Source organism: Stenotrophomonas sp. STEN014 (assembly GCF_056760315.1).
The window spans coordinates 47,444-68,240 of sequence record NZ_JBRREN010000004.1 but is presented as its reverse complement, the minus strand read 5'-3'; the positions used below and the strand labels follow the sequence as shown (position 1 = coordinate 68,240).

Here is a 20,797-nt window from a genome sequence, read left to right as displayed (position 1 = left end):
CCAGATGGGGGCTTGGGCGCGGTTCGCAAGCCGATGCGAGGATCACGGGGAGCCGCGGTTGTCGGGGCTGACCAGCGGCGGCGGTACGCGCGGCGCCTCGCGCTCGACCACATCCACGGTGGGATCTTTCCATGGCCCGGTGACTTTGTAGGTCTTGGCACCGATGGTCCCCAGCGGCTTGCCGAGCACCGCGTTGGCCGCAGCACCGACCGCCGCGCCAATCGGCCCGGCCGCCACTGCGCCGACCACGGTCAGCAGGTTGCCCGAACGCGGATTCACATCGATGGTCTGGTCGAACTGCTGGCTGCGCAGGTCGGTCTGGCCCCGGATGGTGATGTCCGCCGCCGGTCCTTCCATGACGATCTTGTCGGTACGCGCCACACCGTCGCCGAACCGCACCTGGCCCTCGACGCGGTTGAACGCCAGACCCTTGGAATAGAAATCGCGGAAATCGAACATCAGCCGGCGGGGCAGCTGCGCCACGCTGAGCAGGCCCAGCACCCGCCCGGCGCCCGGTTCAACTTCCAGCAGCTGGCCGTTGCGGGCGTCCAGACTCAGCGAGCCCTCCAGCGCGGCCAGCTGGAACGCCCGTGGCGCGCCCGGCCAGCGGGCATCGAACCGCACCTGGCCCTGGCCGGCGCGCAGCTGCCCGCCGTAGCCCAGGTTGTCCATCAGCCCGCCGAGATTGTCGCTGTCCACCTGCACCGCCACGTGCGTGTGCGCCTGGGCGCCGACGCCGCGCCACTGGCCTTCCACATCGATCGCCTGTTTGGGTGCGCGGAACTGCAATTGCTCGACCTTCAGGCCATCGGCCAACGGCCGGGTCCGCAGCACTGTCCGGCCCAATGCGGTCCTGCCGACGCGCAGGTCTTCGATATCCAATGCCAGCGGCGGGATATTGGCCGGATCGAGCGGATCGGCGGCCGCGCCAGCCTCGCCCATACCCGCGGCTTCCTGCCAATGCACCCGCGCCAACTGCCCGCGCACGGTGCCGCCCCGGCCATCGGGCACCGTCAGCGTGCCGGCCAGTGCAGGCCCGTCCAGCTGCACGCCGATGACGCCCGGCTCAGGCCGCAACCGCAACCGGGTCTGGTCGAAATGGCCACCGATCAACAGCAGCCGCTCGGCCAACACATCCACCTGGTTCAGCGCCAGCCCGGCGCTGTCCGCGTCGCCGCCGCTGCTGCCGCGCGCAAGGGCGATCCACTCCAGCGCGTCCAACGCCGGTGTGCGCCCGCTGACCACCAGGCCCTCGGCCGGCGGCTCACGGTCCACCCGGTCGCTGCCCATCGTGACCTGCACGCCGGTCTTGCCATTGTGGGTGCGCGCGGCCAATGCCAGACGCTGGCCGAAAGCGACTTCAGTGATGCCGCTGCCCAACGGCAGCGCCGCCGACACCGTGGTGCCCAGTGCTTCGGCCGCCGGCTTGTCCAGCGGTGCCGGGAACTGCAGGCGCGTGCCCTGCAGCGCCGACCGCAACGTCAGCCGGGTCGGTGGCACGGAACGGTTGCCGGGCGCCCCCTTCGGCAAGGTGACTCCGATCGTCCACTGCGAGGTGCCCTGGATATAGGGCCGGAGCCAATCCAGCTCGGGCGCCCGGTCAAGCAGATCGCTGGCGCTCAGCGCCGCCGTCAGCTCGGCCTCGAACGCATGGGCCGGATCGCGCACCGGCGCGCCGGCGCGCAGCGTCAGCAGGCCATCACGCTCCCGGTGGCGCACCGCCAGCGCCGGCGCGTCAAAGCCATTGCCGCCGTAACTGGCCGTGCCGCGCACATTGTCGAACTTCAGATCCCACCGCTTGTCAGCCAGACTGGCTCCGCGCAGTTCCACCTCGCCGGCAAGCCGGCCCGCGCCGCCGCGCAGTGGCTGCAGCAGATCGAAGGTCACACTCGCCGGTCCGGACACTGCCAGGTTGTCCAGGGTTTCGCCGTAGCTGGCCTGCAGCGGACTCTTGCGCAGCATCGCCAGCAGGTGGCTGCTGTCATCGACGGTACGTGCGGCCACATGCAGGCGCGACTCGCGGAAATCGGCGATCCCGGCCTGGAAGCTGTCGATCTTCACCCCGGCCAGCTCGCCCTTGCCCTGCAACGCGAAACCGTTGGCGATAAAGGCGATGTCGCCATCCACGCCGTTGATGAGCGGCCAATCGCCAGCGAAGCGGATCGCTCCCTCATCGATCCGGCCACGCGCCTCGAAGCGACCGTTGTGGCCATTGAACGGCCAGTCGTCCATGTCACCTACCGCCAATGCGATGCCGTCGCGCAGGTGACCGTCGATCAGCGCCGCGTCCAGCCACGCCACCGCCGTCTCACTCATACGCGAGCGCACCCAGAAGCGCTTGGCCACGGTCATCGGCACATCGTCCAGCTTGGCCGCCAGGTTGATCCATGGACGGGTGCCGTCACCCTGGAACCACAGTCCGCCCCGCAGATCGGCCGCATAATCGGTGCCCTGCACACGCAACGCCGGCGTGCCCACCTGCCAGCCGGCGCCTTCGCGCCAGCCCACCAGCTGCCCGCGCAGCTTCAGCTCGTGCGTGGTGGCAAAGCCGGTAGGCCAGTCGAACTTGACCGTGTGGTCCGGCCGCAGCGTCAACGCCACCGCCTGGCCGTCGCCCTCGAAATGCCCGCGCAGACCACTGAGCCCCGGACTGTCAGCGATGGCGGCGAATGCCGCCTCTTCCAGCTCGCCGCGCCCGCGCAACGCGCCACCGCGGTGGCCGGCGATGCTCACATCCGAAAACCGCAACACCGGTCGGGCGCGATGCAGCCACTGACGCAGGGGCGGAGAGAGCTGTTCACCCAGTGCGGCCACGCGCAGCAGCGGCGTCACATCGATCTGCTTGCCCTGCAGGGCGAAATCATTGCCGCCGGCCAACAGCAGACCATCGAGTGATTGCATGCGCCCTTCCGAGGCGATGCGCAATTGCGGCGCGTCCAGCCGCCAGCCGCCCTCGATCTGCCTCCAGCGCGCGCGTGCCTGCACCCGGTGCAGAAATGTGGAAGGCGCCTTCGTGCCTTCGCTGAACGGCGCTCCGGCCAGTAGCAGCCCGTTGAGGTCGGCATCAACCGTCACCGACACGACCTTGTTGTCACGGACCTGCAGCCAGCCCCGCGCCGCGCCTGTCCCCTGCTGGACACTCACCCCGGCAAAGCGCAGCAGCGATGACCAGGCCGACAGATCGGCCGGCGCGGCCGCCAGCCACGCCTGTCCATCGCCCTGCTGCCGGTCGAAATCCAGCACCGCGGTCACCGGCGGCGCCGCGGTGTCGATCCAGCCCTTGGCACCGGCACGCAGCCGCTGGCCGTCCACCCGCAGGCGCAGATCGATACGCGGAATCTCGGTCGCCACGCCCAGCGATGGCGCATCCACGCGCAGGCGGCCGCCGATCACCTGCAACTCGCCCAGCCGCCGCAGGGTTTCCAGCGGGTCGCCCCCGTTGCGTGCACTGGGCAGCCCCTGCACGGACCAGCGGCCGTCTTCGGCGCGCTGCAGGGTCAAAGCAAGGCCGCGCAACCGCAGCTCGGTCAGCGGCGCACCCGGCAGCAGACCCGAATACAGCGCCACCAGCACTTCGGCCTGGCCCACCCGCACCCCTTCGCCCTGGCCGATCCGCAGGCCGTCAAGCCGCAGCAGCGGGCCGCGACGGGTCCAGCGGGTGTCCAGATGCTCGAAGGCCACCGGTTGCCCGGCGCGCGCGCTCAACCATGCGGCGACCTTGTCCGGGTGGGACTGCACCATCGGCAGCAACTGGCTGAAGGTGCCCACCAGCAACGCCACGCACACCAGCGCCAGCGCCAGCGCGTACAGCACATGGCGTCGCAACCGACGCAGACGGTGGCGCAACAGCGTGGTCATCAGGCCACGCCGTCCTCCTCGACGGGGATCAGGGCGATGTCAGAGCAACACGACATCGAACTGTTCCTGCAGGTACTGGTCATCGGCCTGGAAGCGGATGCTCTTGCCAAGGAACTCCTCCAGCTCGGCCACCGCCGCGGACTCCTCATCGGTGATGCGCGCCACCACTTTGCTGGAGGCGATCACCAGCAGTCGCGCGGCCTCGAACAGGCGCACGGCACGGGTGATCTCGCGGAAGATCTCGTAGGTCACCGTTTCGGTGGTCTTGATGCTGCCGCGGCCGTTGCACTGCGGACAGGTCTCCGACAGCTGGCGCTCCAGGCTTTCCACCGTACGCTTGCGGGTCATTTCCACCAGACCCAGCGGCGAGAAGTCGTAGACGGTGGTCTTGGCATGGTCACGGGCCAGCGCCTTTTCCAGCGTACGCAGCACCTGGCGGCGGTGCTCGGCGTCATCCATGTCGATGAAATCGATGATGATGATGCCGCCCAGATTGCGCAGCCGCAGCTGTCGCGCCACTGCCTGCGCCGCCTCCAGATTGGTGCGGAACACGGTTTCTTCCAGGTTGCGCTGGCCGACGAAGGAACCGGTGTTCACATCGATCGTGGTCATCGCCTCGGTCTGGTCGATCACCAGATAGCCGCCGGATTTGAGCGGCACCTGCTTGTCCAGCGCGCGGCCGATCTCGTCCTCCACCCCGAACATGTCGAAGATCGGGCGATCGCCGGCGTACAGCTCCAGCTTCTCGCCGAGCACCGGCATGTACTTGGCCACGAACGCCTGCAACTGGGCGAAGGTTTCCTTGGAATCGACCTTGACCTTGTCCACGTCCTTGCGGATCAGGTCGCGCACCGAACGCAGCGGCAGGCTCAGGTCTTCATAAATGGTGCTGCAGGACGGGGCTTCGCGACCGCGCCGCTCCACCACCGCCCATACCCGCGAAAGATAGGAAATATCTTCGGCCAGTGCTTCGGCCGGCTGCCCTTCGGCGTTGGTACGCACGATATAGCCGTAGCCGCCGTGCTGGGCGGAGATCTCGGTGACCAGCGATTTCAGGCGCGCACGCTCGGCGTCATCTTCGATACGCGCGGACACGCCGACCATCTTGGACTGCGGCAGCAACACCAGGTAGCGCGAGGGAATGCTGATCTGCGTGGTCAACCGCGCACCCTTGGTGCCGATCGGGTCCTTGACCACCTGCACCACGACATCCTGGCCGTCACGCAGCAGTTCGACGATCGGCACCGAGGACGGCAACGGCAGATTGGGCGTGGTTTCGTCGGTATCGGCCGCCACCGGTGCCGGCCGCACCACATCGTTGGCGTGCAGGAACGCCGCGCGCTCCAGGCCTACCTCGACAAAGGCCGCCTGCATGCCGGGCATCACCCGCTGCACCTTGCCCTTGTAGATATTGCCGACTACCCCACGGCGCCAGCCACGCTCGATGTGCAGTTCCTGCAGCATGCCGTTTTCGATCACGGCCACGCGGGTTTCGCGCGGGGTGACATTGACCAGAATCTCTTCGGACACGTCCTTCATTCCCCCTTGTCCATGGAATCGTCTGCCACCACGCCAAATTCGCGCAGCAGCTCCCCTGTCTGTTGCAATGGCAATCCCATCACGCCGGAATAGCTGCCGGCCAGATGGCTGATGAAGCGTTCCGCACCGCCCTGGATGGCATAACCACCGGCTTTGCCCATCGGTTCACCACTGGCCACGTAACCGGCGATCTGCGCCGCGCTCATCGCCGCGAATGTCACCTGCGAACACACCAGCTGCACCTGCTCGCGCCCCCGTGCGACCAGCGCCACGGCCGTGATCACCTCATGCGTGCGCCCGGCCAAGGATTCCAGCATCGCTGCCGCATCGGCCGTGTCCACCGGCTTGCCGTAAACCCGGTCGCCCAGCACCACTTCGGTGTCCGAGCCCAGCACGACCGCATCCGGATCCTGCGCGAGCATCGCCAGACCGGCGCGCGCCTTGTCCAGCGCCACCCGCCGCACGTAGGCTTCGGGGGTCTCGTCCGGGCCGCGGACTTCCGGCACCTCCAGATCCAGCGCCCGGAAAGGCACGCCAAGCCGCGACAGGAGTTCGTTTCTGCGGGGGGAGCGGGAGGCAAGATAGAGCATCGAAGAAGGATAACCTGCGCGGCCTGACTGAATGATCGGCGAAGCGAGGAAAGCCATCCAAACCCCGACACGGCTCACTACCCGTTCATCGCCCTGCGTTCACCTTTCCGGTCCAATCCAAGGAGGATCACCATGCGCCACACCGCCCTCGCGCCACTGCTGCTGTCCCTGTCACTTGCCCTGGGAGCTTCGATGTCCGCCAATGCCCAAACCGTGCCCACCGTGGTGGCCAGCGATGCCACCTTGCTGAACATCTCCGCCCAGGCCGAAGCACGCCGGGTGCCGGACGTGGCCACGCTGTCGGCCGGCGTGGTCACCCAGGCCGCCGACGGCAACACCGCCATGCGCGAGAACGCGCTGCAGATGGACAAGGTGATGGCTGCGATCAAGGCGGCCGGCATCGCCGAGCGCGATATCCAGACCAGCGGCATCAACCTCAGCCCGCAGTACCGCTACACCGAGAACGAAGCCCCGAAGATCACCGGTTACCAGGCCAACAACACGGTCAGCCTGAAGGTGCGTGACATCACCAAACTGGGCAAGGTGCTCGACAGCCTGGCCGCCCAGGGGGCAAACCAGATCAACGGCCCCAGCTTCGAGATCGACCAGCCCGAGCCGGTCTATGACGAGGCCCGCCTGGCCGCCCTGAAAAAGGCACAGGCCCGCGCCGAGACCTACGCCAAGTCGCTGGGCCTGCGCGTGCGCCGCATCGTCAGCATCTCCGAGGGCAGCCAGGGCGGCTTCCGGCCGGTGCCGATGATGGCCATGGCCGCTGGCCGCAGCGCCAAGGCCGAGATGGATACCGCCGTGTCGCCGGGTGAAACCACGGTCTCGGTCAACCTAGATGTGGTGTTCGAACTGGGACGCTGATCGGCACCCGGCGCATCACCGACAACGGCGCCTGCGGGCGCCGTTGCTGTGTGCGAGGCCGGCAAGCGCCATGCGTATATGTGCCACGGGCACCCGTCCGCATGCGAGGACGAAGCTGTCCGGCGCTTAACCGCAAACAGCGGCACCTATTGCCGGTTTGCGCATTTGCGGGCGCACTGCAGCTGCAGGCAGGGAGCCTGCAGCTCCGTCCTGCATCACCGCGCGTTGTTATCCGTCACACGCCCACGCATGGAGGTGGAACATGGTCCGCACGCAGCACCGCGTCACGTCAGTCCATTTCGAACCGTCACGCATACTCGCCTACAGCACCGCCATCGCATTGCATGGATTGGCCCTGGGATTGCTGCTGATCCCCCTGTCACAGGCACCCATCCGTACCATTGCGGTGCCGGAACCGCGCTGGCAGATATCCGAAGCCAAACCGGTACAACCACCGCCCCCGCCGCTGCCCCCGGAAAAGCTGGTCAAGGTCACCTCGTCACCCGCGCCCCCACGTCAACCGGCGTTACCCACACCCGTGGAAACCGCGCCGATGCCGGTATTCGCCACCGAGGCGGTGATCGCACCACTGGCAGATATCGCACCGCCCATCGCCAACGTTCCGGCGACGGAGGTGACCGGCATCGGAATGCCACTGGAAGGCGTGCAGCTGCGCTACCGGAACGCGCCTGCGCCCGCCTATCCACGCGATGCCCTGATGGCCAATGCACAGGGCACGGTGGTGCTACGGGTGCTGGTCGGCGAGGACGGTGTACCGCTGGAGGTAAGCATCGAACGCAGCAGCGGCCATCGCAGTCTCGACAACGCCGCCCGCAGCCAGGTGCTGCGCCGCTGGAAGTTTCAACCGGCCACCGATGGCGGCCATCCGGTGAAGGCCTACGGACTGATCCCGGTGGATTTCAAGCTGGGTTGAAAACACGGCAGCGCCTGCACCCGGAAAAGCCCAAAGAAAAAGCCGCGATCGCTCGCGGCTTTTTCTTTGAATCCTGGCGCCCGAAGTTGGACTCGAACCAACGACCCCCTGATTAACAGTCAAGTGCTCTAACCGGCTGAGCTATTCGGGCGGGGACGCGCATTCTATAGGGTAATCACGCGCGATGGTAGGGGTGATTTGCGATCATCGCCGCTGCGCGGTACAGCTGCTCGGCCACCACCAGTCGAACGAGCATGTGCGGCAAAGTCAGCGGACCGATGGACCAGGTTTCATCGGCCGTTGCCGAGACCTCGGCGGCATGTCCTTCCGGACCACCGATAAGAAATGCGAGATCCTGGCCCCGCGAGCGCCAATGCTCCAGCCGCTGCGCCAACTGCTCTGAGCTGAGCTGGCGTCCGGGCACATCCAGCGCCACGACGTAGGGATTCTTGGGCAGCGCGGCCAGCACCCGCTTGCCTTCTTCCTCGATCGCCCGCTTCGGATCACGTCCCTTGCCGCGCAGACCCGGCTCGATCTCCACCAGCTCCAGTGGCAGCCAATGCGAAAGCCGCTTCTGGTATTCGGCAAATCCCTGCGCCACCCAGCTCGGCGCGCGCTCACCTGTGGCGATCAATCTGGCTTTCATGGGGCGATGGCCTCCCGGATCACATTGCACTGCCTGAAACAAGGACGGCGCCCTGCGGCGCCGTCGCACAATCCTCCGCTGCCGGCTCAGCCCGCCGCGGATTCGTCATCCTGATCCTGCCCGCCAACCGGCGGCTGATCGCCCACGGTCCACAGGCGTTCCAGTGCATAGAACTCGCGCACGCGCGGCAGCATGACGTGGACAATCACATCGCCCAGATCGACCAGCACCCACTCCGCCTCGCGCTCGCCTTCCACGCCCAGCGGCATCACACCCAGGTTCTTGGCAAAACGCACGACCTCATCGCCGATGGATTTGACGTGACGGGTGGAGGTGCCGGAAACAACGACCAGGTAATCGGCGACGCTGGAACGGCCGCGGACGTCGATCTCGACCGCATCCCGGGCTTTCATTTCCTCCAGCGCCGAATGCACGCAGGCCAGCAGGGCCGGAACGGAAGGCGGAGGGCTGGGCAACTGGGTTTTGATGACTTGGGCTTCGGTGGTCAAAGCGGCATAACTCGATGAATAAGGCGGTGATTATAGAGAACCCGGCCGCTGCCGGCATTCACGAATCGGACTGGCATTCGTACAGGCGGTTTTCGACGATGAAATCGGCCACCCGCGCCGGCATCAGTTCCCGCCACGCGCCGCCGCCGGCGATCAGGCGGCGCACCGCAGTGGCCGACTCGGCCTGCAGCGGCTGGCGCAGCCGCAGCACCCGCCCACCGGCCGCCGTCCGCAACTGCGCGACCGAATCGGCCCACGCGCCTTGCAGCCGATCGGCCAGTAGCGGCGGCAGATCGCCCTCAAGGGGGCTGCCAGGGCGATCGGCCACCACCAGGTGTGCCAGCTCCAGCAGCCGTTCCCATTCGTGCCATTCCGGCAGGCCCAGCAGGCTGTCGGCCCCGATCAGCAGCGCGACCGGCCGTGAGGCGCCGATCTGCGCGCGCAGCTGGCGCAGGGTATCCACCGTCCATGACGGTACACCCGGCTGCTCTTTGGCCCGCACCAGCTCACGCAGGTCTACGCTCAACCCGGTCTCATCGGCGAGCGCCAGTTCCAGCATCGCCGCACGCTGCGTCGCGTCGGCGCCGGGTGGCGCCCGGTGCGGCGGATCAGCTGCCGGCATCAGCCATATAGTTGTTGCGAGTTCATCACGCGCGCAGCGGGCGATGGCCAGATGACCGTTGTGGACGGGGTCAAAAGTCCCGCCATACAGAACCCACAGCCGTGAAGGCTCCACCGTTGCAGGCATCTCAGCGGGATCCGCGGACCAGCAGCCGCACCGCTTTTGCCTCGGCCAGCGCCAGCAGCAGACGCTCCAGTCCCAGCCATGGATCGCCCTCGGCCCGGCCTTTGGCCATGCGATCGATCTGCGAGGCCTCGGCAACGAAGCGCTCCCAGCGCCGCGGATCGGGGTGCCGCCCCAACGCGCGCTTGAACGGCGCCTGCCGCGAATCCCAGATCCCCTTATTCTTCATCTCCGCGGCCAGGTTGCCGCCGGCGGCATTGATCCGCGCCAGCCCTGCCGTCAACAGCAGCTCACGGATCAGGATCGGCATCAGCGCCGCGACCACTTCGCCCTCGGCCCGCAGCCCGGCGAGCATGCGCAGCACCGCCTGCGGCTGGCCGGAAAACGCCGCCTCGCTGAGCCGGAAAACGTCGTAGCGGGCCGCATCGGCCACCAGCGACTCCATCTTCGCCACGTCCAGCGCCTGCCCGTCGGCTAGCAATGCCAGCTTGTCGATCTCCTGCGCGGCCGCCAGCAGATTGCCTTCCACCCGCTCACTCAGGCGTTGCACGGCAGCAGCATCGGCACGCAATCCCTTGGAGCGCAGACGCCGCTCGATCCAGTCACCCAGCTCGTGCGGCTTGATCGCCCAGGCCACCGACAGCACACCGGCCTTGCTGACCGCCTCGGCCCACTTGCCCTGATGCGCCTTGCTCCATTCGCCGGCGGTGATCAGCAGCACCACATCGGCCGGCGGCTGCGCGCAGAAATCGCTGATGACCTCGGCGCCCTCCTTGCCCGGCTTGCCGGTAGGCAGGCGCAGCTCGACCAGGCGGCGGGCGCTGAACAGACTCGGCGCATTGAAACTGGACGCCAGCTGGCCCCAGTCGAAATCGCGCCCATCGGCATCGAACACCTCGCGCTCGCCAATGCCGTCGGCGCGCGCCCGTGCGCGTACCGCATCGGCCGCTTCCAGCACGCGCAGCAATTCGGGTCCGGCAATCAGGTAGACAGGCGCCAGCGGCTGCGAGGCCGCCTGGCTTGCCAACTGTTCAGGGCGCAGTTCCATCTAGTGGCACCCGGCCGATGCGTTGCCCCTGCGAAGCACGGCCTCAGCCTGCCCCGTTGGCGTCATCGGCGCCGCTGGCTTCCGGTTTGGCGCGCGCTTTTTCCAGATCGGCACGGACCACGCTGTCGATACGGCGCAGGATCGAGGCAGCCATTTCCCGGCGCAGTTCATCGGCCAGGATTTCACGTTCGGTGGTGGTGCCGGTGGCGTCTTCCGGCGGCGAGACATAGTCACGCGACAGTTCGATCGCCTGCTCGGGCACGATCACCGAGCCATCCGGACGCGAGAAGCTGAAGATCACCGCATAGCGCAGGCTGAACTCCTGCGCACGGCCCTGCGCATCGATGGCGATCGGAAGATCGCCCCAGCGCTCCGAGCGGACCTGCAGACGGGCAACCCCGCTGCTGTCGGCCGAGGGCGTGGCCTGATCCTCTTCTACAACCGTCGCGCCCGACGCCCGCAGGCCACGGTTGAGCAGCTTCACCAGCTCGCTGTAGCGCACCGAGGACTCCACTTTCACCGCCGGCGTATCGGCGGGCAAGGTGAGCGTGTTGCGCAGATGGAAACCGCAGCCAGAGAGACTTGCGGCGAGAATCAGGGCGATCAGATATCGGGTCATGGGCACAGTCTGGCGGAGCCGGCCGGGAGCGGCAACAGGCAGGGAGCCTGCCTGATGCCGCGTGAACAGCACTTGAGATCCGCCGGGTTCAACCGGCAACGATGTTGACGATCTTGCCCGGGACGATGATGACCTTGCGGATCGTCATCCCTTCCAGGAACTTGGCCGCGTTCGGTTCGGCCAGGGCAGCGGCTTCAATCTGGTCGCGCGCCGCGTCGGCCGCCACCTCGATGGTGCCGCGCAACTTGCCGTTGACCTGTACCGCCAGCGTCAGCGCATCCTTGACCAGCGCGGCCGGATCGACCTGCGGGAACGGCTGGTCTTCCAGCAGCGTTTCGGCATGGCCCAGCAGCTGCCACATCGCATGGCAGGCATGCGGGGTGATTGGATTGAGCATCAGCACCGTCGCCTGTAGCGCTTCCTGGCGTACCGCGCGGCCCTGTGCGCTGTCGTCGTTGAACTTGGACAGCGAGTTGAGCAGCTCCATCACCGCGGCGATGGCGGTGTTGAAGGCGTGGCGGCGACCGTAGTCGTCACCGACCTTGCCGATCGTCTCGTGGGTCTTGCGGCGCACCGCCTTCTGCTCGGCGGTGAGTGCGGCCACGTCCAGCACCGGTGCGGCGCCGTCGGCCACGTGCTTGTGCACCTGCGCCCACAGCCGGCGCAGGAAACGCGCCATGCCATCGACACCGGCCTCGTTCCATTCCAGCGACTGCTCCGGCGGTGCGGCGAACATCGAGAACAGACGCACCGTATCGGCACCGTACTTGCCCACCATCGCCTGCGGATCGACGCCGTTGTTCTTGGACTTGGACATCTTCTCCGAGCCGCCGACCACCACCGGCTGGCCGTCGGCGATCAGCGTGGCGCCGATGATGCGGCCGCGCTCGTCCCGCTCGACGTGGACGTCGGCCGGGTTGATCCAGTCCTTGGAACCGTCCGGATTCGGCCGGTAATAGGTATCGGCGATCACCATGCCCTGGCACAGCAGGTTCTGCGCCGGCTCGTTGCTGTCCACCATGCGTGCGTCGCGCAGCAGTTTGTGGAAGAAACGGAAGTACATCAGGTGCAGGATCGCGTGCTCGATGCCGCCGATGTACTGGTCCACGGGCAGCCAGTAGTTGCCGCGCTTGTCCACCGCGTCCCGGGCACCGGGCGAGGTGTAACGGGCGTAATACCAGCTGGACTCCATGAAGGTGTCGAAGGTGTCGGTCTCGCGCTCGGCCGCGCCGCCGCACTCCGGACAGCTGGTCTTGCGCCACTCCGGATCGGCCTTGATCGGCGAACCGGTGCCCAGCAGGGTCACGTCCTCCGGCAGAACCACCGGCAGCTGGTCTTCCGGCACCGGCACCGCGCCGCACTTGTCGCAGTAGATCACCGGGATCGGGCAGCCCCAGTAGCGCTGGCGGCTCACACCCCAGTCGCGCAGACGGTAGTTCACCCGGCGCTGCCCCTGGCCCTTGCGCTCGAAACGCTCGGCCAGCGCCTCGAACGCGCCCTGGAAGTCCAGGCCGTCGAACTCGGCCGAATTGACCAGCTCGGTCTCGCGGCTCTTGTCGCCGTACCAGTCCTGCCAGCGGTCCGCATCGTAGGTGCGCTCGTCGTCGTTCCTGGGCGACTTCAGCGCAATGACCTGCTTCTTGGGCAGGTTGTACTTGCTTGCGAATTCGAAATCGCGCTGGTCATGGCCCGGCACCGCCATCACCGCGCCGGTGCCGTAGCCCATCAGCACGAAGTTGGCGACCCACACCGGCACCTGCTCGCCGCTGACCGGATGGATGGCCTTCAGGCCGGTGTCCATGCCACGTTTTTCCTGGGTTTCCAGCTCGGCCTCGGAGACACCGCCCTGTTTCAGCTCGGCCAGCAGGGCGGCCAGCTGCGGGTTGCTCTTGGCCGCATGCATGGCCAGCGGATGCTCGCCGGCAATGGAGACGAAGCTCACGCCCATTACCGTGTCCGGACGGGTGGTGAACACGCGCAGCGGGTCCAGCGCGCTGCCGTCGACATCGCGCACGTCGAACTGGATTTCCAGGCCTTCGGAACGGCCAATCCAGTTGCGTTGCATGGTCTTGACCGACTCCGGCCAGCCCGGCAGTTCATCCAGGCCGTCCAGCAGTTCCTGGGCGTAATCGGTGATGCGCAGGAACCACTGCGGGATCTCGCGCTTTTCCACCAGCGCGCCGGAACGCCAGCCGCGGCCGTCGATGACCTGCTCGTTGGCCAGCACGGTGTTGTCCACCGGATCCCAATTCACCACCGAGTTGCGGCGGTAGGCCAGGCCCTTGCGCATCAGGCGGGTGAACATGCGCTGCTCGTGGACGTAGTACTCCGGCGTGCAGGTGGCGAACTCGCGCGACCAGTCGATCGCATAGCCCAGCGATTTGAGCTGGCTGCGCATGTGGTCGATGTTCTTGTAGGTCCACTTGGCCGGCGCGGTCTTGTTCTTGATCGCCGCGTTCTCGGCCGGCAGGCCGAACGCGTCCCAGCCCATCGGCTGCAGCACGTTGTGGCCGGTCATGCGCTTGTAGCGGCTGATGACATCGCCAATGGTGTAGTTGCGCACGTGGCCCATGTGCAGCGCACCGGACGGATACGGCAGCATCGACAGGCAGTAGTACTTGGGCTTGTCCGAGGTTTCGTTCACCTCGAATGCTTTCTCGGCCTCCCAGAATTTCTGGGCGGCGGTTTCAACCTGCTGGGGATCGTAGATATTGGGTTCGACGCTGGACATGGCAACGCTGGGCAACGGCAAAGCGTGACAGGGTACCGCAGTGCATCATGGCACTCCAAACCGCCCCCCGGCCAAATCCCCCTGCTCACCGCAGATCATTGATATGGCGACGGTTTCAGCCCTCCATCCAACCGCTGCGCGTCACCGCAACCGGTCCATCCGCGTCGTTTCCCGCTCAGCCGCGCGCCGGAGCCAGTCGCGCCGCCGCCAGCAGCCAGACCAGCCAGCCAAGGAAAGCCAGCCGCTGGGCCATGGCCACCGGCATGACGCTCTGGAACACGAACGCGCTGCACAGGCTCCACACCACACAGCCCAGCGTCAGCACCGCCAGTGGCCGCCAGGCACTGTCCCTGCCCGCCCCCAGCCGCAGTGCAACGGCACCGGCACTGAACGCCACCAGCCACAGCAGCCAGGCACTGGCGTGGTACTGGCTGGCCCGGCTCTCGATGTCGTCCACGTCCAGCGGCAGCAATCCCATCGCCGTGAAGGCCACCGTCGCCAGCAACAGCATCTGGCCGCCAACCCTCAGGATCCGCGGTGTCGAGGCTGGCATCCTCAGGATCAGCGCCAGCGCCACCACTGCGGCCAGCAGCCCCGGAACCACGAACCCGAGCACACTGAACGCGGCGCCTCCCGGCACCCCGCGTGCCCCCAGCAACGACACTGGATGGCACAGCTGGTCATACCCGTCCAGCTGCGCGCCGAACCCGATGACGCTGGCCACGCCGATGACCACAGCCAGCGGACCGGCCCAGATTTGCATTCGTTTCCACACTGACGCCACCACGCACCTTGCCACGCTGGCCGGAACAGGGCGCCCGGCTACGGCCGACATTGTGCAGGCTGCGCCCGGGCTTGGCATCGGCTCCATCCGGCGCTGCGATCAGCCGGGCCACTTCCCGGCGGCCGGGGCCGCATCCTGGAACATACTTGTTGAAACTGTGCTGGCGGGCCGGACCGATACGACGGGGTCACCCGGGCGCCTCGGGGCAGCAATCCGTCGCCACCGAGGTTGAGATAGCGCCCGGTCGTCGCCATAAAGGAAGCTCCCGCCAGCGATGAATCCAGCCATGAGCGAACTTCCCCACGTTTTCGACGCCACCACCGCCACCTTCGAAGCCGACGTCCTGCAGAAATCGATGCAGACCCCGGTGCTGGTGGATTTCTGGGCGACGTGGTGCGGTCCGTGCAAGACCCTGGGCCCGCTGCTGGAAAAGCTGGCCGGGGAATACAACGGGGCCTTCGAGCTGGCCAAGGTCGATGTGGACAAGGAGCAGCAGGTCGCCGCGGCCTTCCAGATCCGCTCGGTACCGACCGTGTTCCTGATCAGGGACGGCCAGATCGTCGATGGCTTCCCGGGCGCGATGCCCGAAGGCCAGCTGCGCGAATTCCTGACCCAGCATGGCGTCACCCCACTGGACGCCACGGACCCCGCCGAAGAGGACGCTCCGCTGCCGCTGGACCCGCAGGCCCAGATTGCCGCCCTGCGCGAGTCCATCGCCGCCGAACCGGACAAGGACGAGCTGAAGCTGGAGCTGGCGCTGGCCCTGCTCAAGACCGGCGCCACCCCCGAGGCCGGGCAACTGCTCGACGCGCTGCCGGCCAACCTGGCCACCGATGACCGCGCCGTGCGTGCCCGTGCCCGCCTGGATTTCGGCCTCGCGCTGCAGGGTGCACCGGCCGCCGACGTGCTGGCGGCTCGCGTGCAGGCCGATGGCAATGACCTGGAAGCCCGCCACCTGCTGGGCATCCACCACCTGCTCGGCGGCGAGGATGAAGCGGCGCTGGAACAGTTCATCGAGATGCTGCGCATCGACCGCGCCTTCCACGAGAACCTGCCCAAGAAGGCGCTGATCGACGCCTTCCGCGTCATCGAGGATGAGGACCTGGTCGGCCGTTACCGCCGGCGGATGGCCTCGCTGCTGTTCTGATGGCAGCCCGTTGCTGAAACACCCGGCCGGGGCCACGACTCGCCCCGGCCTTATCCATACGGGCGCGAATGTTAGACTGTTGCTCCCCGCGCCGCTTGTCCGTCCGATGAAAGCCAGCCTGTTCCGCCACGGCATCAACCTGTGGCCGCCGTTCCTGTTTTCCGGCATCCACGTCACCGCCATCGATGACGATTACCGCCGCGTGCGGGTCGAGCTGCGGCAACGGCTGTGGAACATGAATTACGTGCGCACCCATTTCGGCGGCAGCCTGTTCGCGATGACCGACCCGTTCTGGATGCTGTGCCTGCTGCAGAAACTTGGGCGGGACTATGTTGTCTGGGACAAAGCCGGCGAGGTGGAGTTCATCAGGCCCGGCCGTGGCGTGGTGGCCACCGAATTCGATCTCGACGATGGGCTGGTGGAGGAGATCAAAGTGGCCACCGCCGAGGGCGGCAAGCACCTGCGCTGGTTCGAGAACGAGATCCGGGATGAGCGCGGCGAGCTCGTCGCACGCGTCCGCAAGCAGGTCTACGTGCGGCTGAAGCCCCGCGCGCGCTGAGTTCAAGCCGGCGCGGTACCGGCCGGCGTTTTCATCCGGTCCGCGAGCGTCAGGGCGCCGGCTCCCACAATGCCGCTGGCAGTGGCAGACGCACCCGGTTTTCCCCGCCACGCGGGGCATAAAGCACCGTTTCCAGCCCCCGTCCATCAGCCGCCAGCAGGACCGGCCGCTGCGCACTGGCGTAGCCGGAGGGCATGGCCTGAAGGCGTGTCGCCAGAGAACCCTGCAACGGTTGTCCACGCAGCCATAGCAGCGCGTTGAGCAGGCCCAGCTCGGCACCGACATCCTGCAACTGGCGCGTGTACTGCTCATAGGCGGGAGCCGCCACACTGCCCAGGATGCAACCGATTGCATTGGTCGCGCACTCCAGACGCCAGACGGACGCCTGCGCCTGACTGGCCTGGAAGGGCAAGTCCTGTGCGATCCGCGCCTGCGCCGCCGGCAGGCAGCTCTGACCGAGGTTGACCGCCTGCAGGGCGCGCGTCCGCGGCGCATTGAAGACCCACGAGCCGCCCGGGTACCGTCCGATCCGCCTGGCCTCCAGCGCCAGCAATGAATCGGCCATTTCAAATTCCCCACGCAAGGCATTGCAACCGCTCATCTCCGCAGCCGACAGCGGGGCGAATGCCGCTGCGCATTGCGCCGGCAAGGCCACATCCACCGGCATTTCTTCCAGCATCGCGGCCAGCAACCGGGCATGGGCCTGCAACAGGCGCGCGCCGATCATGGTCGAGACCAGCGTGTCGCTGCGGGTGACCAGCATCCGCGCGGTGCCGGCGTCGCGGCAGACCCCGGCCAGCGCGCCGGCGCTGTCGCCCTGCACATGCGCCAGCGCATGGGCCGCCAGCGGCAGCCCCAGACTCTGCAGGGGTGGCAGCGGCACGTAGGGCCCCAGGGGCAGCTCGCTGCGCAGATGACCATGCGTCGACAACGCGGCAATCCGCTCCAGCAGGCCGGCATGCGCGGCCAGGGCATCAGCCACCGCCTCGGGTGCGGCACGCACCTTGTCCAGACACGCCCCACCCTCGTTGATCCGGCACAGCGCATCGTCGTGCACCCAGGCCACCGGCTCACCGCCCAGTTGCGGCGCCGGCGCGGTCGGCATCCCCCCGCCATTTTCCAGCCAGTGGGCCTCGAACCGCTGCTGCCATTGCCCATAGTCGCTGGCCAGTGCATCCACCAGTGCGCGGCGCGCGGCTGCATCCAGCGATTCGTGATGCAACGTCATCAACGCCACATACGCATTGCTGCCGGGTCGCTGCGGCCCGGTCTCCAGCGCCGCCAATGCCTCCTCCTGCAAGGTCGTTGACGGCCAGAACCGCGACACCAGCAACAGCCCGCCGACCACCAGCACCAGCCCCAAAAGCCCCCCGCCCAGCCATTTCAACGTCTTGCGCATCATCCCTGCCCCTGCTGTGTATCCATGACAGAACAATCACCGAGCCTGGCCGGCCCGTGCCCGCCGGTACAATAGCCGCATGTCGCCCGAAGCCGCCTCCCCCGTCGCCCCTCGCCCCTCCCTGCAACGCCTGTTTCTGACCGGCCTGCTCACGCTGCTGCCAATCTGGCTGACCTGGGTGGTCGTCAAGTTTGTCTTTGTCATGTTGTCCGGCATCAGCAGCCCGCTGGTAATCCCAGTGTCCGAACGCATCGCCGCCTCCTTCCCGGACTATCTGGGCTGGGTGAAGGCCGAATGGGTGCAGGACACCATCGCCCTGCTGGCCACGCTGCTGGTGATCCTGCTGGTGGGCATCCTCAGCCGCCGCGTGGTCGGGCAGCAGCTGCTGCGCTGGTTCGGCGCGGTCATCCAGCGTATTCCGCTGGCCAGCATCATCTATGACAGCGCCAGGAAGCTGCTGGACATCCTGCAGACCAAGCCCGGCAGCACCCAGCGCGTGGTGCTGATCGACTTCCCGCACCGCGACATGAAATCGGTCGGACTGGTCACCCGCGTCATCCGCGAAACCGGCACCGGCCGCGAGCTGGCGGCGGTATATGTGCCAACCACCCCCAACCCGACCTCGGGCTATCTGGAAATCGTGCCGGTGGAACTACTGACCCCGACCGACTGGAGCGTGGACCAGGCGATGAGCTTCATCATCTCCGGTGGCGCGGTGGCGCCTGAAACCGTGCCGTTCACCCGCGCCGGCGACCGCTGAACCGGCGAGGCCGGCAACGCGCGGAAGCAACCCGGCTTCCGCGCGGCAAACGCAAGAACAACCACAGCTGTACCGCAACCGTGCGAGCGTTGTTCCGTCTGGTCGTTGCCGGCGGAATGGGGCAAGCTCGCCTGCTTGAGTGTTCTTGGAACTGCTGATGCCCTCCAGCCCATCGCGCCTGCTCGCGCTTGCCATCGCCGCCCTCGTGACCATCTCCGCGGCGGCCCCTGCCGACGCGGCCAAGAAGAAGAGCCAGCGCACGCCCACCGCGCAAAGCCGCAGCGCAAAGGCCAAGCCCCGCAGCGCACCGCGCGCGCCCGCACGCCGGCCGGCACCGCTGCCGGTCAAGCAGGACAAGGCCGCGCAACTCAACCGCATCTACGACGAATACTGGGATGCCTCGATGCGGCTCAACCCGCTGCAGGCCACCTTCCAGGGCGACCCGCGCTTCAACGACCAGCTGCCGAATTTCCTGTCCGCCGCCTGGCGCCAGCAATCGCACGATTTCATGGTGCAGTGGCGGGGCAAGGTCGAAGCGATCAATCCCGACGGCCTGCAGGGCCAGGACCTGCTCAGTTACCAGATCTTCCTGCGCGATGCGCAGAATTCACTGAAGGCCGAGCAGTACCCGAGCTGGATGCTGCCGATCAATCCTTACAACAACGTCTCCAGCCTGGTCGCCGTGCTCGGCTCCGGTGCCGGCGCCCAGCCGTTCCGCACCGTGAAGGACTACGAGAACTGGTCCAAGCGCTCGCTCGCGGTGCCCGCCCTGTTCGACCAGGCCATCGCCAACATGCGTGAAGGCATGGCCGCCGGCGTCGTGCAGCCGCGCGCATTGATGGAAAAGGTGTTGCCGCAGCTTGATGCGGTGATCAGGCCCAGCGCCGAAGAAAGCATTTTCTGGGGACCGATCCGCAACCTGCCAGATGACTTCTCCGCCGAGGACAAGGCGCGCCTGACTGCCGAATACAAACGCATGATCGAGTACCGGCTGATGCCGGCCTACCGCTCGCTGCGCGGCTTCATCGCCACCGAGTACCTCCCCGCTGCGCGCACTACCGACGGCATGGGCGCCTTGCCCGATGGCCAGGCCTGGTATGCCTACAACGTGGCCAGCACCACCACTCCGGTGCGCTCGCCGGCGGAAATCCATGCGCTGGGCGAACAGGAGGTCAAGGATCTGCAACAGCGCATCACCGCGCTGATGAAAGCCTCGAAGATCCGCGGCTCGATGCAGAGGACCTTCAAGGCGATGCGTAGCGATCGCCAGTTCGTCTTCAATGACGCCAACGCCCTGCTGGCACGCTATGCCGAGGTCGGACAACAGGTCGATGCCGCCGTGCCGGCGCTGTTCAACCACCGCCCCAAGACCGCACTGGAAATCAGACCGGTCGAGCCCGGACGGGCCCTGACCAGCAGCGCTGCCAGCTACCAGCCCGGCAGCGCCGATGGCCAACAGCCCGGCGTGCTGTACGTCAACACGGCCGACCTGCCGTCGCGCAAGCGCTGGGCGGTGACCATGCAATACCTGCACGAAGGCATTCCTGGCCATCATTTCCAGCTCGGCGCGCAGCAGGAGCTGACCGCGCTGCCGCGCTTCCGCCGCCTGGGCGGAGATGTGGCGTTTGTCGAAGGCTGGAGCCTGTATGCCGAATCGCTGGGACAGGAGCTGGGCCTGTACAGCGATCCCTATGAGCATCTGGGCTACCTGCAGACCACCTTGCTGCGTACGGTCCGCCTGGTGGCCGATACGGGCCTCAACACCCAAGGCTGGAGCCGCGCGCAGACCATCGACTATATGGTCAAGAACGCCGACATTTCCGCCAGCGATGCCGCCGCCGAAGTCGAACGTTTCATGGCACTGCCGGGACAGTCGTTGGCCCCGCGCGTGGGCGAGGTCAAGATCCGCCTGCTGCGCGACAAGGCCAAAGCCGAGCTGGGCGAACGCTTCGATCCGCGCGAGTTCCACCATGAGATCCTGAAAGACGGCTCGATGCCGCTGGAGATCCTGGACAGCAAGATCGAGCGCTGGATCGCCAGCAAGAAAATCTGACAACCC

At 67.0% G+C, this 20,797-nt stretch carries 17 protein-coding genes and 1 tRNA gene; 6 read left to right on the top strand and 12 right to left on the bottom strand.

All coding sequences use genetic code 11. From position 1 onward, the window contains the following. Window positions 1-42: 42 nt before the first annotated feature. The 3 genes from ACVOMC_RS06970 to ACVOMC_RS06960 are packed head-to-tail and all read right to left on the bottom strand — an operon-like array spanning window position 43 to window position 5,987. Complete coding sequence (locus tag ACVOMC_RS06970; RefSeq protein WP_481523386.1) at window positions 43-3,858, bottom strand: YhdP family protein; 3,816 nt, start codon at window positions 3,856-3,858, stop codon at window positions 43-45. Between the two features lie 39 nt (window positions 3,859-3,897). Beyond that, a complete protein-coding gene (gene rng, locus ACVOMC_RS06965) occupies window positions 3,898-5,388 on the bottom strand; it encodes a ribonuclease G (protein WP_481523385.1) in 1,491 nt (496 codons plus the stop codon). Window positions 5,389-5,393: 5 nt separating this feature from the next. Further along, window positions 5,394-5,987, bottom strand: a complete 594-nt coding sequence (locus ACVOMC_RS06960) for a Maf family nucleotide pyrophosphatase (RefSeq protein ID WP_481523571.1) — start codon at window positions 5,985-5,987, stop codon at window positions 5,394-5,396. A 132-nt stretch (window positions 5,988-6,119) separates the two neighbouring features. On the opposite strand from ACVOMC_RS06960, the gene ACVOMC_RS06955 reads away from it, so the two are divergent. Together ACVOMC_RS06955 and ACVOMC_RS06950 are read left to right on the top strand one after the other, a co-directional pair. Further along, entirely contained in the window at window positions 6,120-6,857 is a 738-nt protein-coding gene (locus ACVOMC_RS06955) for an SIMPL domain-containing protein (RefSeq protein WP_481523384.1), read from the top strand. Window positions 6,858-7,119: 262 nt separating this feature from the next. Continuing rightward, a complete protein-coding gene (locus ACVOMC_RS06950) occupies window positions 7,120-7,791 on the top strand; it encodes an energy transducer TonB (protein ID WP_481523383.1) in 672 nt (223 codons plus the stop codon). A 74-nt stretch (window positions 7,792-7,865) separates the two neighbouring features. On the opposite strand, the gene ACVOMC_RS06945 is transcribed toward ACVOMC_RS06950, so the two are convergent. The 8 genes from ACVOMC_RS06945 to ACVOMC_RS06910 all read right to left on the bottom strand — a co-directional run bounded on the left by ACVOMC_RS06945 (window position 7,866) and on the right by ACVOMC_RS06910 (window position 14,852). Continuing rightward, window positions 7,866-7,942, bottom strand: a tRNA-Asn gene (locus ACVOMC_RS06945). Between the two features lie 24 nt (window positions 7,943-7,966). Further along, entirely contained in the window at window positions 7,967-8,437 is a 471-nt protein-coding gene (rlmH, locus tag ACVOMC_RS06940) for a 23S rRNA (pseudouridine(1915)-N(3))-methyltransferase RlmH (RefSeq protein WP_481523382.1), read from the bottom strand. An 86-nt stretch (window positions 8,438-8,523) separates the two neighbouring features. Beyond that, on the bottom strand, window positions 8,524-8,946 hold the full coding sequence (gene rsfS, locus ACVOMC_RS06935) for a ribosome silencing factor (RefSeq protein ID WP_481523381.1): 423 nt from the start codon (window positions 8,944-8,946) through the stop codon (window positions 8,524-8,526). A 58-nt stretch (window positions 8,947-9,004) separates the two neighbouring features. Continuing rightward, window positions 9,005-9,694 carry a nicotinate-nucleotide adenylyltransferase gene (gene nadD, locus ACVOMC_RS06930; RefSeq protein ID WP_481523380.1) on the bottom strand — a complete coding sequence of 230 codons (690 nt, stop codon included), beginning with the start codon at window positions 9,692-9,694 and terminating at the stop codon, window positions 9,005-9,007. A 1-nt stretch (window position 9,695) separates the two neighbouring features. Then, window positions 9,696-10,739: a DNA polymerase III subunit delta gene (holA, locus tag ACVOMC_RS06925; RefSeq protein ID WP_481523379.1), complete on the bottom strand. Its 1,044-nt coding sequence runs from the start codon at window positions 10,737-10,739 to the stop codon at window positions 9,696-9,698. 43 nt (window positions 10,740-10,782) lie between these two features. Next, entirely contained in the window at window positions 10,783-11,358 is a 576-nt protein-coding gene (locus ACVOMC_RS06920; protein WP_481523378.1) for an LPS-assembly lipoprotein LptE, read from the bottom strand. 88 nt (window positions 11,359-11,446) lie between these two features. Beyond that, a complete protein-coding gene (gene leuS, locus ACVOMC_RS06915) occupies window positions 11,447-14,089 on the bottom strand; it encodes a leucine--tRNA ligase (protein ID WP_481523377.1) in 2,643 nt (880 codons plus the stop codon). A 175-nt stretch (window positions 14,090-14,264) separates the two neighbouring features. After that, window positions 14,265-14,852, bottom strand: a complete 588-nt coding sequence (locus ACVOMC_RS06910) for a DUF998 domain-containing protein (RefSeq protein WP_481523376.1) — start codon at window positions 14,850-14,852, stop codon at window positions 14,265-14,267. Between the two features lie 307 nt (window positions 14,853-15,159). Here ACVOMC_RS06910 and trxA point away from each other — a divergent pair, with 307 nt between their 5' ends. Together trxA and ACVOMC_RS06900 are read left to right on the top strand one after the other, a co-directional pair. After that, window positions 15,160-16,020, top strand: a complete 861-nt coding sequence (gene trxA / locus ACVOMC_RS06905; RefSeq protein WP_481523375.1) for a thioredoxin — start codon at window positions 15,160-15,162, stop codon at window positions 16,018-16,020. A gap of 106 nt (window positions 16,021-16,126) precedes the next feature. After that, on the top strand, window positions 16,127-16,579 hold the full coding sequence (locus tag ACVOMC_RS06900) for a DUF4442 domain-containing protein (RefSeq protein ID WP_481523374.1): 453 nt from the start codon (window positions 16,127-16,129) through the stop codon (window positions 16,577-16,579). Between the two features lie 49 nt (window positions 16,580-16,628). On the opposite strand, the gene ACVOMC_RS06895 is transcribed toward ACVOMC_RS06900, so the two are convergent. Next, window positions 16,629-17,978, bottom strand: a complete 1,350-nt coding sequence (locus ACVOMC_RS06895) for a hypothetical protein (protein ID WP_481523373.1) — start codon at window positions 17,976-17,978, stop codon at window positions 16,629-16,631. 79 nt (window positions 17,979-18,057) lie between these two features. On the opposite strand from ACVOMC_RS06895, the gene ACVOMC_RS06890 reads away from it, so the two are divergent. Together ACVOMC_RS06890 and ACVOMC_RS06885 are read left to right on the top strand one after the other, a co-directional pair. After that, window positions 18,058-18,738 (top strand): DUF502 domain-containing protein, encoded by a 681-nt coding sequence (locus ACVOMC_RS06890; protein ID WP_481523372.1) that lies wholly within the window; start codon window positions 18,058-18,060, stop codon window positions 18,736-18,738. Between the two features lie 157 nt (window positions 18,739-18,895). After that, complete coding sequence (locus tag ACVOMC_RS06885; protein ID WP_481523371.1) at window positions 18,896-20,791, top strand: DUF885 domain-containing protein; 1,896 nt, start codon at window positions 18,896-18,898, stop codon at window positions 20,789-20,791. The last annotated feature ends 6 nt before the right edge of the window (window positions 20,792-20,797 follow it).

Bases quoted from the DNA above. Each gene is read 5' to 3' on its own strand.
- ACVOMC_RS06970 (WP_481523386.1), bottom strand. From the start codon at position 3,858: ATGACCACGCTGTTGCGCCACCGTCTGCGTCGGTTGCGACGCCATGTG.
- ACVOMC_RS06960 (WP_481523571.1), bottom strand. From the start codon at position 5,987: ATGCTCTATCTTGCCTCCCGCTCCCCCCGCAGAAACGAACTCCTGTCG.
- ACVOMC_RS06955 (WP_481523384.1), top strand. From the start codon at position 6,120: ATGCGCCACACCGCCCTCGCGCCACTGCTGCTGTCCCTGTCACTTGCC.
- ACVOMC_RS06950 (WP_481523383.1), top strand. From the start codon at position 7,120: ATGGTCCGCACGCAGCACCGCGTCACGTCAGTCCATTTCGAACCGTCA.
- rlmH (WP_481523382.1), bottom strand. From the start codon at position 8,437: ATGAAAGCCAGATTGATCGCCACAGGTGAGCGCGCGCCGAGCTGGGTG.
- nadD (WP_481523380.1), bottom strand. From the start codon at position 9,694: ATGCCTGCAACGGTGGAGCCTTCACGGCTGTGGGTTCTGTATGGCGGG.
- holA (WP_481523379.1), bottom strand. From the start codon at position 10,739: ATGGAACTGCGCCCTGAACAGTTGGCAAGCCAGGCGGCCTCGCAGCCG.
- ACVOMC_RS06920 (WP_481523378.1), bottom strand. From the start codon at position 11,358: ATGACCCGATATCTGATCGCCCTGATTCTCGCCGCAAGTCTCTCTGGC.
- leuS (WP_481523377.1), bottom strand. From the start codon at position 14,089: ATGTCCAGCGTCGAACCCAATATCTACGATCCCCAGCAGGTTGAAACC.
- ACVOMC_RS06910 (WP_481523376.1), bottom strand. From the start codon at position 14,852: ATGCAAATCTGGGCCGGTCCGCTGGCTGTGGTCATCGGCGTGGCCAGC.
- trxA (WP_481523375.1), top strand. From the start codon at position 15,160: ATGAGCGAACTTCCCCACGTTTTCGACGCCACCACCGCCACCTTCGAA.
- ACVOMC_RS06900 (WP_481523374.1), top strand. From the start codon at position 16,127: ATGAAAGCCAGCCTGTTCCGCCACGGCATCAACCTGTGGCCGCCGTTC.
- ACVOMC_RS06895 (WP_481523373.1), bottom strand. From the start codon at position 17,978: ATGCGCAAGACGTTGAAATGGCTGGGCGGGGGGCTTTTGGGGCTGGTG.
- ACVOMC_RS06890 (WP_481523372.1), top strand. From the start codon at position 18,058: ATGTCGCCCGAAGCCGCCTCCCCCGTCGCCCCTCGCCCCTCCCTGCAA.
- ACVOMC_RS06885 (WP_481523371.1), top strand. From the start codon at position 18,896: ATGCCCTCCAGCCCATCGCGCCTGCTCGCGCTTGCCATCGCCGCCCTC.